Source organism: Melioribacteraceae bacterium (assembly GCA_030584085.1).
Taxonomy (GTDB): domain Bacteria; phylum Bacteroidota; class Ignavibacteria; order Ignavibacteriales; family Melioribacteraceae; genus SURF-28.
The window spans coordinates 1,519,667-1,534,218 of the sequence record CP129490.1 but is presented as its reverse complement, the minus strand read 5'-3'; the positions used below and the strand labels follow the sequence as shown (position 1 = coordinate 1,534,218).

Genomic DNA, 14,552 nt, shown 5'->3' with positions numbered 1-14,552 from the left:
ATCATAAATTCCAAAATAATTTTTAGGTAGAGATAGTTACGACATGAATTTGTTTATAGAATGACTTTAATATATTCTTAAAAGGAAGCACAAACAATTTCCTCTTCCCAAATTACGGATTGTGCTTTGAACATTTCTTTAAATCCGTCAATCACCGCTTGAATCTTATCTGACTTATTCTCCTCGTAAGGATATAAATGAATTATAACTTTGCCGGGTTCTTTAACTATCAATTTATCCGGTCTGAGCCATTGACCATATGTATCGATAACAGTCATTCCTTCCGGTAGATTTGGAGTTACAACTTCATCAAGAAATTGTTGCCATTGTTCATCTGATATTATCCCGCCGGGAAATGAAGTTCCAAAATAGAGAGTTGCCTTATTGTACTGAGTGAGACCTTCGGGGCATTGAATAAGATTATGAGTAGAACATGAAACAAGCAGCAATACTGATAGAAGCAGTGCGAAAAATAAATTTCTGCTGTATATACTTTCCACTAATTATCACCTGCTAAATTTGAGTTTATTTTATTAATCAACCTGGATCGTGAGCGTAGCACTTGCATTAACGTTTCCGAACGTTGAGGATTGTGAATTAAGACTATCAGCGAGAAGTGAATCGGCAAGAAATATTTTTACATCAACCGAAGCGAATGCATTTCTTGTTATAGGTGAATAAAAACCGCTGCAAGAAGCAGAAAGATTAATAACTGATCCGCTGTCTATTGCAACAGTTAAATCTAAACTGGAAGCTCGTAGTTCAGTTGTTCCACCGATATTATTTGTATAATTAATCACCGGACTTGAATTATTCGAAGAACTTGTCATCCCCACAACATATCGGATATTTCTTGTCGGGATAGGATCATCTGGTTCGATTGGAGTATCAACCAACTCACATGATAAAAATGCTATACTTATAAGGAATAGGAAAATAAGTTTATTAAGTAATTCTTTCATGATCCAATCTCAACTGTAAATTAATGAAGAAATACTCTCAATGGACTATCTTCTTTAATCAAGTTATTAAAATCATTATAAGGAATAAATAATTCTGTCGGACCAACAGCATAAGCAGTTATTTCATAATTATTGTAATAAAACAAAAGCCCTTCCTTTTGAATTAAGAAATTATCATTCAATCTGAATTGCCCATTTTCAAACCAGTAACCAGCCTCGTTTAAATCGGCATCACTTGCCAATTGTTTTTCTTTCCGGAATATTTGCTCGGCAATTTGTGTAAGTTTTTCGATACCGTTATCAATTATTAACTCTTCCAGTGTGATTACGGAATTATTTGTCGTTGAATAATTTGAATAGAATAAGGTAGAATTCGGATGAGCACCGCCTAAAAATGTCATTTCAAATTTTGATATCGAAAAAATTCCGAGAGTATCTGTTTCAACTTTCACTTCTCTTTGAAGTGAATAGACGTAGCGAACGTCGGGAAATTCTGTAACCAAATCTTTATACTCTTGATATAAAGTATCCTTTAATTCATCAAAACTTTTAAATGTACCGTTGATATAATATTTGCTCAATAAAAATGAATCGATTTCTGAATTGAGTCTTGCTGCAAAAATTGAGTCTGTCGGATTAACAATATTAATAGAATTTAATTTTATATCGACTGCCCCTTCATGCCCTTCAACTTTTAGAGTTGCTTTTTGCTGATCATCAGTATAGTTGACACTTGGGAATTCATCCTTCTTTCCGCAAGCGAAGAGGAATAATATTATAACTAAAGTAACTATATTTTTCTTTGTCATTTCTTCTCCGATAAATATTAAATCAGATTACTTCAATAAAATCATTTTACGGGTTTGGGTAAAATCTCCCGATTCAAGTTTATAATAATAAATTCCGCTTGAAAGATTTTCAGCATTAAAATTAATTTCATAATAGCCGGGAGTTTTATGTTCGCTTACCAATGTCTTAATCTCTCGTCCAATAATATCATATACGATTAATTTGGTTTGTAGGGGACGAATATATTCGTCTCCTACGTTCGGTATTGTAAATTCTATCGTTGTACTCGGATTAAACGGGTTCGGATAATTTTGTGATAAAGAAAATTTAGTCGGAACTTGGTTGTCTTCAACATTACTAGTACTTTCTGTAGTAAACAACCAAACTTCAGAATATGGTGTTTCATATGTATCTGTTTCACAAGCAACTTTCCAATAATATCTTGTGTTAGGATTTAAACCCATAACTTGAACTTCTGTATCGGTTATTCCGGATTCGTCAAAAACTAATCTGGATTCTGCAAAATTCGGTAACGTTGGAACGATTTGAACTCTATAGGAAACAGCACCTTCAACCGGTTCCCAATTTAATAATGGATTTACCGATATATTTGTTGAAGAATTTTCGGGTGAAACAAGTATTGGAGGAACTATTGATGTTACAAAACTTCTTGTATCGGAATATTCACTAAACTTAGCTCCGTTATTACTTCGAACTCTCCAATAGTACGTTTTCTCTCCTAACTCAACATTTGAATACATAATTGAATTATCATTTCCGGTTACTGCAAAACTATCCGCAAAAACAATTTCATTGAAAGCCTCATCTCGAGCAATTTCTAAAAATGTTAAAACGGCATTCTCGATCTGAGACCAAGAAATACTCGTGTTTCTTTGAAAACCATTAAACCCATCAACGGGACTTATCATTGCGGGAACATCCGGAACACTTTCATTAACGCCGAGTTTTGAGATAAACATTTCAATTTTTTCCAGCGGATTATCGTTTCCGTCACGAGGAGAACTTTCAATATCATAAGCAACATCCATTCCTTCAACCACAACTCCATATGCTGTATAGTTTCCGTCTAATCCGGTATTATTAAAAGTATTAATATAAAATTGAGAGGTCGCACTGTTAATATCAGTGTCTCTTGCAGCGCCAATAATTCCGATTCTATGTGAAACTTTACTAAATTCGGCAAGAACTGTTGCTTGAGTCGAATCACCTTCACCCCAAGTATTTCTTGGACCATTTTTAGAATTCGGGTCTCCTCCTTGAATAACAAAGTTAGGGACTACTCTATGCCAAGCGGTACTATCATAAAATGATATTGCAACAAGACTGTCAAAATTTGCAACGTGAAGGGGTGCTACATAAGGAAATAATTCAATAATTATATCACCGATATAAGCACCTGCTCTTTCGTTTCTGATTTTATACTGCGGTCTGCCCTCTTGCGCATAAAGTACATTCGCTGAAAGGATAACAATTATGATTAAAGACAATATACTTTTTTTCATTTTGCCCTCGTTTTCATATCTATATAATTTGAGTTCATTGCAATTTGATAGCACTTTCATAAAAATTATAATCAAGAAAAAAGGGATTTACAATAAAATGCAAATCCCTTTCATTAAATACAAATGCAAAATAATAGTTCACTAGATATTATCGATAATATTATTCAGTGTTGCACTCGGTCTCATTTCCTTTTCGGTCAGCACCGGATCGGGTGAAAAATATCCACCTATATTTACCGGCTTACCCTGAGCTGCCAGTAATTCATTGTTTATTGCGGTTTCATTTTCTTTCAACTGTTTAGCAATACTTGTAAATTTTTCTTTCATTTCTTGATCATCATTCTGTTCGGCTAGTGCTTCAGCCCAGTAAAAAGTCAAATAAAATGAACTTCCTCTATTGTCTATTTCGTTTACTTTTCGAGAAGGGGCTTTTTCGTTTTCCAAATATTTACCGACAGCTTTATCGAGCGTATCGGCAAGAATTGTGGCTTTTTTATTTCCGGTTTTTTCGGCAGCGAGTTCTAAAGAAGGTACTAAAGCACAATATTCACCGAGAGAATCCCAACGTAAGTGACCTTCTTTCAAAAATTGCTGAACATGTTTTGGTGCAGAACCGCCGGCTCCGGTTTCAAACAATCCACCGCCATTTAACAATGGTACTATTGAAAGCATTCTAGCACTCGTTCCTAATTCCAATATGGGGAAAAGATCGGTTAAATAGTCACGTAAAACATTTCCGGTAACAGAAATTGTATCAAGCCCTTTTCGAACTCTTTGTAATGTATATTTCATTGCTTCTACCGGTGCAAGGATTTTAATTTCCAATCCGGTTGTATCATGTTCTGGCAAATACTCATCTACTTTTTTGATTATTTCCTTATCGTGACCACGATTTTCATCTAACCAAAATATTGCCGGTGAACCGGAAGCTTTAGCTCTTTTAACAGCAAGTTTAACCCAATCTTTAATTGCTTCATCTTTAGTTTGACACATTCTGAAGATATCACCTTTCTCAACATCTTGTTTAAGAAGAATATTGCCATCTGTATCAACTACTCGAATAATGCCTGCTGATTTTGCTTCAAATGTTTTATCGTGAGAACCATATTCTTCGGCTTTCTTTGCCATCAGACCGACGTTTGCAACATTACCCATTGTAGCCGGATCAAATTGACCGTTCTTTTTGGCATCTTCCATAATTTCTTTATACATAGTTGCGTAGCATCTGTCGGGCACCATCGCAATAGTGTCTTGAAGTTCATCTTTTTTATTCCACATTTTTCCACCATCACGAACGACATTCGGCATAGAGGCATCCACTATAACATCATTCGGGACATGAAGATTGGTAATTCCTTTACGAGAATCAACCATTGCAAGTTCGGGTTGATATTCGTAGACCTTATTAATGTCGGCTTCAATTTCGGCACGTTTATCTTCAGGAAGTTTACTAAGCTTTGCCAACACATCGGCTAAACCGTTATTAACATTTGCACCGATTTCTTTCAATGTTACGGCATGTTTTTCTAAAGCATCTTTGAAATAAACCGAAACCGCATGACCGAACATAATCGGATCGGATATTTTCATCATAGTTGCTTTTAAGTGAAGTGAAAGTAATACATTATCCTTTTTAGCTTCTTCAATTTGTTCGGCATAAAATTTCCTTAGTGCGGCAACGTTCATTACAGAAGTATCGATAACTTCACCTTCAAGGAGAGATAATTTTTCTTTTAGAGTTTCCGAGTTACCGTTCTTATCCACAAATTCAATTCTTACATCGCAAGGTTTATTAACCGTAGTTGAATTCTCTGTCCCATAAAAATCCTTTTCGGTCATATGAGCAACACGAGCTTTTGAACCGGATTCCGGCCAAGGTTTCATCATTTTGTGAGGATTTTTCTGGGCAAATCTTTTAACCGAAGCTGCCGGTCTGCGGTCTGCATTACCTTCGCGTAATACCGGGTTTACGGCAGAACCAAGAACTTTTGCAAATCTTTTTTGAAGTTGTTTTTCTTCTTCCGTTTTCGGTTCTTCGGGATAATCAGGTATATCATAACCCTGGCTTTGTAATTCTTTAATTGCGCCTTGAAGCTGAGGTATTGAGGCGCTTATATTCGGAAGCTTTATAATATTAGCATCGGGAGTTTTTGCAAGTTCACCTAACTCCGTCAAATAATCCGAAATTTTTTGGTCATCTTTTAATTTATCCGGAAAGTTTGCAATTATTCTTCCGGCAAGTGAAATATCTTTGGTTTCAAATTCGATACCAGTTCCCTTTGCAAAGGCTTGAACAACCGGTAATAAGCAATAAGTTGCTAGTGCAGGTGCTTCGTCAATTTTAGTCCAAATAATCTTATAATTTGCCATTCATACATCCTATATTTATACAAAGTTAAATAAATTAGTTAAGCGGAATGAATTGTCTTCATTCAAAATTAGAATTGAAAATTACGCATCTTTGAGGTGAATTAAAAGATTTTCTATTGCTACAAGTTTATCAGGGATATGTTATCTGCTATTTGATCCGAATAATAATTCCCGCAATAAATTTGAAGCTCAGAGTAAGATTTTATTGAGTTCTTTCTAAGAATCATTATTTTACAGATGAATTTCGGAGAATTATTTTGATCGTAGATGAACCACTTGACTATTGCAGAGTGAAGAAAATATCGGAAAAAGGATATGGATTTTTAACAAGTCTGTATTATTCCGAAAATGTATTTTTCCATTTTAACGGAATAAAGGATCCGGTAGTTAAAGATAAGTTAGAAAAGATGAAACGTGGTGAGATTTATTTTTATTTCACATCTACGGCAAAGAATAATAAAAGAAGAGTTTACAAATTATGGTTGGACATATCAGAAGTAGAAAAAGAATTGATACCGGATTTTGTTAAAAAAATAATTGAAGAATTTATATTCGGAAGAACTAATCCCTTCGAGGTCGCGTACGTTATCAGACAATTGAGAGAAAATTCTAAAATGGATTTTGATTCATTTGAGAAGATTTTAGGTTCAGATAAGTTATTAAAAACTCCTTCAATATTATTGGCAATGCTGACAGAAAAAGAACTCAAAAATAAGAATACGATTGAAGAACTTGTCGAACAACTCGAATCTCAACAAATCAATAATGATGAATGGATAAAATTAATAATCCGTAAATTGGATTATAACAACGATCATTAAATCTATCGCAAAGCTACAATTACCAATCGGTTAAAATCTTAGCAACTTTTTCATGCACTTCATTTCTTAACAAAACTGCTAGTTCCTCATCATTCATTTTACTTTGGTTATTCTTAAGCGCATGCCAAAGTTTTACCAAAATATCTTTACCACCGGAATTGTAAACATTCTTAGCAGCGACAGTCAGTTTGCTTTGATACCATCCATAATTTTTCGGATCCATTGAGTCGTACATTTTTTCAAAATCGGCTAATGAAGTAAATTGATATTCGCTTGAACCGGCTGCAACAACCATTTCCGTAAATACTTCAACTGCGGGTAAGTTTTCCGGTTCATTTTCTGCCATATATGTATGAAGCAATAAATTACTGAAAAATTCTTGCATCCATAATCGCTGCATCTTTAAACCGGCTTGCAAATGAAAACCATGTCCGAGTTCATGTAAAGCCAGCAAATCAAAAAATGCCTTCATACTTATTGTTCCGTCATCTAAACTATATGTATCTTTTATTCTGTCCGCAAGTTCTTTAGGAAGCTGTTCCAAAGGTGGTAAAAAACTTCTCCAGAAATCATTATCATCCGATGCTACAACCAGAGATTTATTTCCAAGATAATGAGGCATTCCGTAAACCGGAAATGTCGCATACTTTTTCCAATGTTCGGGATTTAAGACAAGGAGGCTAACTTTCGGTTCGAATCCTATTAAATCTTTGATATATTTTATTGCGCTATCACACCTATTTGCAATTATGTTAGTTCGCTCTTCATTGCCGGGACTGAAATAAACATCGATTGAGAAATCATCAAGTTTAGTTAACTCTTCATAAGTTTGTGCTGTAAGATTTGTTTGTACGAAAAGAATAATTGTAAAGAAGAGAATGGTAATTTTTTTCATTGAAACCTCTAAATACAAATTTTATTATACATTAAAGATATTTTGTTACTGACAAGATCACAATTTAATATTTTGGTTCATTTCCTCTAGTACCATAAAGAATAATTCCACTTGAAGCAAGTATGGCAATCGATAAACTGATCAATCCGATTTTGATTAATATTTCTTGAATATCACTACCTTGAAGTCCTCCACCGGCAATCGGCATCATCTCCGAACCCGCACCCCATAAAGCTGCCATCAAAGTCGTAAACCAATTTATGTATGTTCCGAATAGTGCCAAGTTGAAAGCATATTTTTGTGCGCGATCAGACAAGTTAAGTCTCACCCAGATCACACCAAATATTACTAATAACATTCCGTTAAGCGTACCTTCGAGATGACTTGAAAGTCCCATGCGGGGATTTTCCAATGCGGGGATCAAGAATCCGGTTATTAATCCCAAAATGAAAAGTATAATACCATAGCGAATTAGGTTTCTGCTATATTTATATTTTATATTTATATCCAATATTATTTCCTCCTATTGAAATGTAATTAAGCTATTATAATTGCGACAATAGTTTTGATTAACTTCTACCTGAATCTAACAATTATATTCGAATTACTCCTCTAAAACCTCTGCTCGCATAATATGATTCCGCACCATTATGATAAGTAAAAACAGTATCATAACGACGATCACAAAATATAGCTCCACCAAGTTTTCTAATCTTCTCGGGTGTTTTTACCCAGCTAGAGGTCTTCAAATCAAACTCTCCAATTTTTTGCAGCTCTCTGTATTGTTCTTCAGTTAAAAGTTCGATACCCATAGCAGCAGCCATATCCAGGACGTTGTTTTCGGGCTTATGTTTTTTTCTTGACTCAAGAGCTTCTCGATCATAACAAAGACTTCTTCTACCTGATGGACTTTCGGCTGAACAATCAAAAAAGATGTATTCACCGGTGTATTGGTCTAGACCGACAACATCGGGTTCACCAGCGGTTTTTTCCATTTCGTTGAGTGACCAAAGTTTTTTTGCGTTTGCTTCCAACTTTGTTTGTATTTCATCCCACTTAATACTTTTGTGGCGATTCGTATTTTTCTTGAACCGAGTTTTTAATGTATGTAATAATTCTTCATATTGATTTACTGCCGATTTGTTTTTACTATCTATTTTTTTCATACTTTATTTAACCTCCACTGAATTGAAATTTATAAATTATATTGGACAAAATAATATACCTCCGCTTGAATCGGCAAATTATTTAACAATCTGAATTTACGGGTTAGGCGTTATCTAGAATATTATTCTTTATTATAAATGACCGGAGTTTTATGTTTCCATTGTTGCCACAAGTTTTCATTTGTCACAAGTTCTGCCATGAAGTGACTTACGTTTATTCTACTTGTTTTGCCGGGATTAAAAATGGCACTTCTAGTTTTGGAATTCTGAATTTCATATTGACTAACATTTTCTTCATCGAAAAGCGAATCAGGTCGAACCGCTACCCATTCTATTTCGGATTTAGAACCTAATTTGTTAACAAGTTGATTAGCTGCAAGCATATTATCTTTGTGAGGAGGTAATATTACTTCCAGTAATGAGAACACGATTTTCTCTCTGAGGTCGTTTACTTCATTTATTTTTTGGTTAGTATATGCGGTTGTACTCATCAGCACAAACTTCGGTTTGGTGTTTAGTTCTTGTAACGCTTCAATAATTTTTGCAACCGTAACAGAAACAAGTTTATGGGGAGAGCCATAAATCCCTTTAAAACTTATGTTATGACCAAGACAGCAGATAAGAGAATCACAATCATTTAAAAGGTTTTTGATATTCTCGATATTAAAATCGTAGATATTCCCTTTAATGATCTCGATATTTTTATCTTCTGAAAATTGAGTGGGAATATTGGCTTTTTCTCTCACAACAATTCGTACATGATACTTTCTTTGGACAAGTTGTTGTACGACTAATTTACCCGTAGCCCCGCTCGCACCTAAAACCAGTGATTTCATTGTTACCTATAGTAAAATATTTTACGTCGGAATATATTGAGAAAAGATTTTACCGACTTGATAATAACCGGTTACGCCGGACAAATATATTGATTAAATATCATCCGCCAACTCAATTTGTAAATTTAATACATCGTTGACTAAGATTTCATTCATCCTATTAGGTTCCTCAAATATCGGACTGTGAGCTGAGTTAGCAAAAGTGTAAAATCCTTTTATCGGTGCCTCGATTTTAATAAAATATTCTTTTGCTAATTCATGAGAACAAGTGTAATCAAATATACCGTGGAAAAAATAGACGGGAACTTTAAAGGAAAACTTACTTTCCATTAAATTCGTATTAATCATTCTATCCCAGTTTTGACTGATACCCGAGTTTTTCTTTCCCGCCCATAAGTTGTACTTCTCTAACATTGTGTATTCACTAAACAGTAAAGACGGCAGAAAAATATCGGTGAATAAATTATTTGCATTTCTCATTGTTCCAATACCAAGTTCGTGCATTGCAGCATCTCTAATACTCACGTATTCTTTCGGTACTTCTCCATTTTGGTTAAATACAATGCGCTGTAAAGTTTGATACATTTTAACATTCTTGAGTTCTAGAAATTTATTAATCATATAATCATATGCTATCTTTTCCGATTTGAGTTGATCAGACATTTGGGCAACACCTATATATGCATAACATAATTCCGGAGCTTTATCAATAACATTAACGCCAATGAAAGTACCGCCGGAATGCCCCATCAGATAAATTTTGCTCTTATCAAAACGTTTTAACAGATATTTTGTTAAATCAATCGTATCATCAATAATTTGCTCAACTGTTGTAAGATTATTTGCTGAACTAGAGTTATGAGATATACCACAATTTCGTTGTTCCCACCATATCACCGTAAAATTCTTTTCAAGATGAGTTGGAAACTTTTCTGTTAAAAAATAATCCGGCATCCCACCGTGAAGATAAAGGATAATTGGATTATCTAAATTCTCTCCCTTTATAAACATTCCTTGAGTTGCGCCGTTTAGTTCCAGAAATATCTTTTCTGATATACCATTATTCATTGTATTCCCATTTTCATCAAGAAATTGTTTGGGATTTCCGGGACTCAGCAAAAGCAATATAAAAAAAAGACTTGCTATAATTAAAACAGTAATTCCACCTAGTAATATCATATACTTCTTTACTCTTTTTAATAAGTTCATTATTAATAAATCCATACGCCTAATGGTTGTGATTAACCCTAACAGAGTTAGGTAGGTAGTGTAGCACGTAGAGACAATGTCTGCTAAAATGACAACACTGCGCCAAAATATTTTTTAGAACGATAACCTAAATCACAATCTAAAAGCCCAAGCAGAATGAAGTTTACCCGCCTTAGCTCATTTTGTAGAACGAAGGTGTGTGGTCTGATTTGTTTGTTAAGCACTTACTTATATTTTACTTTCATTTCAGTTTTTGTATATTGAACAAAGAGAAAAATTTGATAATGGATATGAACAAACCAAGATTCTCACTACAAAAAGCTAAAAAAGCAGTTGAAATATCCTCTAAAATTGAGGGTCACAAAATTCAATCCAGAAAACCCACCAATCAACGCAAAAAAACTAGATCCAAAACAAAGAACTAATGTCAAAGTATACTCACGACAATAATTACATTTACTACGAAGACATGAACATTCCTAGAAACAAACTCAACATTCGGAACTTACGGAAACTTTAAGAGGAAGAACAAAAGCTACTATTAAAAGGGTATGAACATTTCCACAAGAATTTAGCTGAAAACACCATTTTTGATGAAAACTACTTTAAAGAACTTCATAGAGAAACTTTCAACAAACTCTATGAATTTGCTGGTAAATATAGAAATGTAAATATCTCAAAAGGCTATTCCACCTTTTGTCAAGTAAGATTTCTAGAACAAACTTCTAATGAAATATTCAAGAAACTAGAAAATGATAATTATTTGAAAGATTATGCAGAAAAGTCCAAAGAGGAATTTGCGGAAAAAATAGGCTTCTATATGTGTGAACTAATTGCACTACATCCATTTTTAGAACTAAATGGTAGAATAACAAGACTCTTTTTTGATATGATTGCTACATATAATGGCTATGAATACATTGATTACCAAGATACAATAAAACAAAATGATGAAGATAATTTATTTATCCAAGCATCCATTGATTGTATGTCTGGCAACGAGAGTCAAATGTTTCAAATAATCTTAAATGGACTAAAAAAAGCAAAGTAGCTTCTTCTCTCCTCCCATTTCAATAATTCAAAGAACAATTTCACAAAAGTGCCTAACGGCGTTGCTGCTAAGCCGCAGCCCATAACTACAATGACGAGTAGAACGACAACCCGGACAATTAAAAGCAAAAAATGTTTATTTTTATTCGCAAACATTTTTTGCTACAATTTTATTTAGAACGATAACTTTGCAATACAAACATTGTTAGAACGATTACCCCAAAAACATTTGAACTGCCAACACAGAATTAAGCGGTCGGGTTGATGCGCTTGTTAGGGCACAACCCTTTTTTAGTGAATTACCTTATGTATAGTTGTAACTCTTTACCTATTGCTGCTAAATAATTTTTTAACGTCGATATTCTTATATCTTCCGAATGATTTTCTATTCTTGATATTGCTGATTTTTTTGTCTTCATCTTTCGGGCTAATTCTTCTTGGGTTATTCCAGCATCTTCTCTTGCTTTTCGTAATGCAACACCTATCTTGAAATTTTCATACCCAATTTCAAAGTCTTTTGCGAATCGTTTACTTTTTGCTTTTCGTTTTTCTACATATTTTTCTAAATCATCCATTGCTTTTTCTCCTTAAATAATCTTTCATTCTTTTCTCTGCTAGTTTTATTTCTTTACGTGGAGTTTTCTGTGTTTTCTTTTGAAAACCATTTTTTAAAACAATCAAGTCCTTGCCATTAATAAATCCTAAAATTCTAAAAATGTTATTTCCTACTTGAGCTCGAACTTCCCATATTTCTGTTGGTTTTAATTTCTTAAAATATTCTTGAGGTACAAAATCTAAATCTCTTATTACTCTTAAAACCCAAGCTACTTTTTTGGCTTGTTTATCAGTCAATGTATCTAAAAACTCTTCTACTGGAGAATCACCTTTTTCAGTTTTATAAAATATGATTTTCTTCATATTCTAAAGTTAACATATTCGTTAACATTTCCAAATATTTTTTGGCTCGCCATTTAGTTCCCTAACGGCGTTGCAAATAACCCGCCGCCCAAAAGCAAGTAAGCCGAGTTAAAATGCAATGCCAAAAACCCATAGCCAAGTTTAAATTGTCCGAAAAACTTGGCGGTACTTTGTTTATTAAAACTGTTCTGCCGAACAGCAAACTTTACAAGAACGAAAACCTTACAGCAAATCGGTTTTGACCGCATCTTCTCGCGGTCGGGTTGATTTGCTGGTTAGGTGTAAACTAAGGCACTTGTATTTCAATAGTTTTCGATGTCTTTTCATTTATGTCAACATATACATCGTGCCCTATTGTAGGATCAAAATATGAACGTGGAAACCCATAGTCAGTCGGATAAATTTTCAGATATGCCTTATCACCAGTTGTAAATCCGTGTAATTCAAATGCGCTGCGTCTAAAATCGATAACAACATTATTACTATAATACGGTATCATTGCAGAGCTTATAAACTCAAAATTAGCTTTATTTGCATCAACAGCATTTGTTTTACCAACAAATAAATAGAGATAATGATAAGAATTACTTGTTAAAAGAGAATCAGAAAATTGGAAAAATATTTTTACAGTGTCTCCCATGTTCTTTGTTGATATGTGAGTAATTTCAAATGTGGGTAATTTTAAAAGATAATTTTTTTGTGCATAAGCTGTGCCCGTCCCAATAAATTGAAAACCCGCTTCTAACCAAGCTGAATACCCTTCCTTTTCATATCGAATATTATAAGTGCCTTTGGGAACATTATCGATTTGCCACCTTCCCGAAATATCAGTTATAGCTTTAAAATGAGTTCCCTCAAAATGTACTTTGATTCCAGAATAATCTGCAGCTGTGTTGTTTGAAATAGGATAACTTTCCATATAACCGACAATGCTCCCGGTGGAAATTGATGAAGTTGGACAATCATCTTGGCAACTCAACAATAAGAAAACAATTAATGTCACTAATAATAATTTTGCTTCGTTCATAAGATCACTCATGAAATTTATTTACACCTAACGTTGTTGCAAATAACCCGCCGCCCAAAACTGCAATGCCGGTTAATTGCGCAATGCCAATAATTTGAGCCGTGCTTAAATTAATCCGCAAGCACGGCGGTACTAACTTTAATTAAAAGAACAAACTTGTACTGCAATGTTTACAAGAACTACTACCTTACAGCAAATCGGGTCGACTGCATAGAAGATGCGGTCGGGTTGATTTGCTGGTTAGGTGTAAATTATGATATCCATAGATGATAGTAATCTTGTATTGACCATTCATCGTTTTTTAACTTAATTGTAACAAGAAAACCAACTGAAGTATCTGGATCCCTATAAAATGTATAATAAAAACAACCAAAGTTTTTCTTCTCATTAAATAAGATTTGAGAAAGAAAAACTATACCAATTTTGTTTGGATATTGATATGGAACTGAATCATAATCTAACGAAAGTATTTTATAACGTCCGCCATCCCACAATTCATCTAAATTTAATGATGTAGTATCTATTCCTAATTTCGGATAACTTTTAACTAAACGCACTAATGAATCACTCCTAAATTGACGTAATAAGTAATCGTTGTCAAACTCAATCAAATAAGTTGAATCAGGTGGGTATAAATTTGAATCAACGTAAACATTCATTCTTTCTTGATAGATTATTTCTTTTCTATCTTCAAGCGGTAGATTTTGGAATTCATCCTCCAAAACAACTAAATAAAGTAGGGTATCTACTAGTTCTGGAAATATTTGACTGTATATTTTTTGTTCTAGACTATAATTTACCTTTTCTTCATAATCAGAATTGCAAGCATAGAACAAAAGTATGATTAATATTGCTATAGAAATATTTTTCATTTACACCTAACGGCGTTGCAAATAACCCGACGCCCAGAAGCAAACAACCCAAGTTAAAATGCAATGCCAATAACTTTGAGCCAAGTTTAACTTACATCGAAAACTTGGCGGTAC

Annotated in this window: 16 protein-coding genes; 2 read left to right on the top strand and 14 right to left on the bottom strand. The window is 33.9% G+C overall.

Annotated features, from left to right (window positions below; translation table 11 throughout):
• Positions 1-77: 77 nt before the first annotated feature.
• The 5 genes from QY331_06925 to QY331_06905 all read right to left on the bottom strand — a co-directional run bounded on the left by QY331_06925 (position 78) and on the right by QY331_06905 (position 5,644).
• Positions 78-500 carry a DUF3574 domain-containing protein gene (locus tag QY331_06925; protein WKZ70981.1) on the bottom strand — a complete coding sequence of 141 codons (423 nt, stop codon included), beginning with the start codon at positions 498-500 and terminating at the stop codon, positions 78-80.
• 33 nt (positions 501-533) lie between these two features.
• Positions 534-962 (bottom strand): hypothetical protein, encoded by a 429-nt coding sequence (locus tag QY331_06920; GenBank protein ID WKZ70980.1) that lies wholly within the window; start codon positions 960-962, stop codon positions 534-536.
• A 20-nt stretch (positions 963-982) separates the two neighbouring features.
• Positions 983-1,771, bottom strand: coding sequence for a DUF3298 domain-containing protein (locus QY331_06915; protein WKZ70979.1), 789 nt, complete (start codon positions 1,769-1,771; stop codon positions 983-985).
• Positions 1,772-1,798: 27 nt separating this feature from the next.
• A complete protein-coding gene (locus QY331_06910) occupies positions 1,799-3,274 on the bottom strand; it encodes a peptidylprolyl isomerase (protein WKZ70978.1) in 1,476 nt (491 codons plus the stop codon).
• A gap of 141 nt (positions 3,275-3,415) precedes the next feature.
• Positions 3,416-5,644, bottom strand: coding sequence for an NADP-dependent isocitrate dehydrogenase (locus QY331_06905; protein WKZ70977.1), 2,229 nt, complete (start codon positions 5,642-5,644; stop codon positions 3,416-3,418).
• Positions 5,645-5,901: 257 nt separating this feature from the next.
• Here QY331_06905 and QY331_06900 point away from each other — a divergent pair, with 257 nt between their 5' ends.
• Positions 5,902-6,465, top strand: a complete 564-nt coding sequence (locus QY331_06900; GenBank protein ID WKZ70976.1) for a hypothetical protein — start codon at positions 5,902-5,904, stop codon at positions 6,463-6,465.
• A 19-nt stretch (positions 6,466-6,484) separates the two neighbouring features.
• On the opposite strand, the gene QY331_06895 is transcribed toward QY331_06900, so the two are convergent.
• The 5 genes from QY331_06895 to QY331_06875 all read right to left on the bottom strand — a co-directional run bounded on the left by QY331_06895 (position 6,485) and on the right by QY331_06875 (position 10,586).
• Entirely contained in the window at positions 6,485-7,360 is an 876-nt protein-coding gene (locus QY331_06895; GenBank protein ID WKZ70975.1) for a hypothetical protein, read from the bottom strand.
• 64 nt (positions 7,361-7,424) lie between these two features.
• A complete protein-coding gene (locus QY331_06890; protein ID WKZ70974.1) occupies positions 7,425-7,871 on the bottom strand; it encodes a hydrogenase in 447 nt (148 codons plus the stop codon).
• Between the two features lie 82 nt (positions 7,872-7,953).
• Positions 7,954-8,526: a DUF4256 domain-containing protein gene (locus tag QY331_06885; GenBank protein ID WKZ70973.1), complete on the bottom strand. Its 573-nt coding sequence runs from the start codon at positions 8,524-8,526 to the stop codon at positions 7,954-7,956.
• Positions 8,527-8,648: 122 nt separating this feature from the next.
• Positions 8,649-9,362: an NAD(P)H-binding protein gene (locus tag QY331_06880; GenBank protein WKZ70972.1), complete on the bottom strand. Its 714-nt coding sequence runs from the start codon at positions 9,360-9,362 to the stop codon at positions 8,649-8,651.
• A 93-nt stretch (positions 9,363-9,455) separates the two neighbouring features.
• On the bottom strand, positions 9,456-10,586 hold the full coding sequence (locus QY331_06875; GenBank protein ID WKZ70971.1) for an alpha/beta hydrolase: 1,131 nt from the start codon (positions 10,584-10,586) through the stop codon (positions 9,456-9,458).
• A 571-nt stretch (positions 10,587-11,157) separates the two neighbouring features.
• Between QY331_06875 and QY331_06870 the strand changes: the two genes are divergently transcribed.
• Entirely contained in the window at positions 11,158-11,622 is a 465-nt protein-coding gene (locus QY331_06870) for a Fic family protein (protein ID WKZ71301.1), read from the top strand.
• Between the two features lie 298 nt (positions 11,623-11,920).
• Here QY331_06870 and QY331_06865 read toward each other — a convergent pair whose 3' ends face one another.
• The 4 genes from QY331_06865 to QY331_06850 all read right to left on the bottom strand — a co-directional run bounded on the left by QY331_06865 (position 11,921) and on the right by QY331_06850 (position 14,438).
• A complete protein-coding gene (locus QY331_06865) occupies positions 11,921-12,196 on the bottom strand; it encodes a helix-turn-helix transcriptional regulator (protein WKZ70970.1) in 276 nt (91 codons plus the stop codon).
• A complete protein-coding gene (locus tag QY331_06860; GenBank protein ID WKZ70969.1) occupies positions 12,189-12,539 on the bottom strand; it encodes a type II toxin-antitoxin system RelE/ParE family toxin in 351 nt (116 codons plus the stop codon). Before QY331_06860 ends, QY331_06865 begins: the two co-directional genes overlap by 8 nt.
• A gap of 286 nt (positions 12,540-12,825) precedes the next feature.
• Positions 12,826-13,566: a hypothetical protein gene (locus QY331_06855; protein WKZ70968.1), complete on the bottom strand. Its 741-nt coding sequence runs from the start codon at positions 13,564-13,566 to the stop codon at positions 12,826-12,828.
• Positions 13,567-13,817: 251 nt separating this feature from the next.
• Positions 13,818-14,438 carry a hypothetical protein gene (locus tag QY331_06850; protein ID WKZ70967.1) on the bottom strand — a complete coding sequence of 207 codons (621 nt, stop codon included), beginning with the start codon at positions 14,436-14,438 and terminating at the stop codon, positions 13,818-13,820.
• Positions 14,439-14,552 lie beyond the last annotated feature (114 nt).

Bases quoted from the DNA above. Each gene is read 5' to 3' on its own strand.
- QY331_06920 (WKZ70980.1), bottom strand. From the start codon at position 962: ATGAAAGAATTACTTAATAAACTTATTTTCCTATTCCTTATAAGTATA.
- QY331_06915 (WKZ70979.1), bottom strand. From the start codon at position 1,771: ATGACAAAGAAAAATATAGTTACTTTAGTTATAATATTATTCCTCTTC.
- QY331_06910 (WKZ70978.1), bottom strand. From the start codon at position 3,274: ATGAAAAAAAGTATATTGTCTTTAATCATAATTGTTATCCTTTCAGCG.
- QY331_06905 (WKZ70977.1), bottom strand. From the start codon at position 5,644: ATGGCAAATTATAAGATTATTTGGACTAAAATTGACGAAGCACCTGCA.
- QY331_06895 (WKZ70975.1), bottom strand. From the start codon at position 7,360: ATGAAAAAAATTACCATTCTCTTCTTTACAATTATTCTTTTCGTACAA.
- QY331_06885 (WKZ70973.1), bottom strand. From the start codon at position 8,526: ATGAAAAAAATAGATAGTAAAAACAAATCGGCAGTAAATCAATATGAA.
- QY331_06880 (WKZ70972.1), bottom strand. From the start codon at position 9,362: ATGAAATCACTGGTTTTAGGTGCGAGCGGGGCTACGGGTAAATTAGTC.
- QY331_06875 (WKZ70971.1), bottom strand. From the start codon at position 10,586: ATGGATTTATTAATAATGAACTTATTAAAAAGAGTAAAGAAGTATATG.
- QY331_06865 (WKZ70970.1), bottom strand. From the start codon at position 12,196: ATGGATGATTTAGAAAAATATGTAGAAAAACGAAAAGCAAAAAGTAAA.
- QY331_06860 (WKZ70969.1), bottom strand. From the start codon at position 12,539: ATGAAGAAAATCATATTTTATAAAACTGAAAAAGGTGATTCTCCAGTA.
- QY331_06855 (WKZ70968.1), bottom strand. From the start codon at position 13,566: ATGAACGAAGCAAAATTATTATTAGTGACATTAATTGTTTTCTTATTG.
- QY331_06850 (WKZ70967.1), bottom strand. From the start codon at position 14,438: ATGAAAAATATTTCTATAGCAATATTAATCATACTTTTGTTCTATGCT.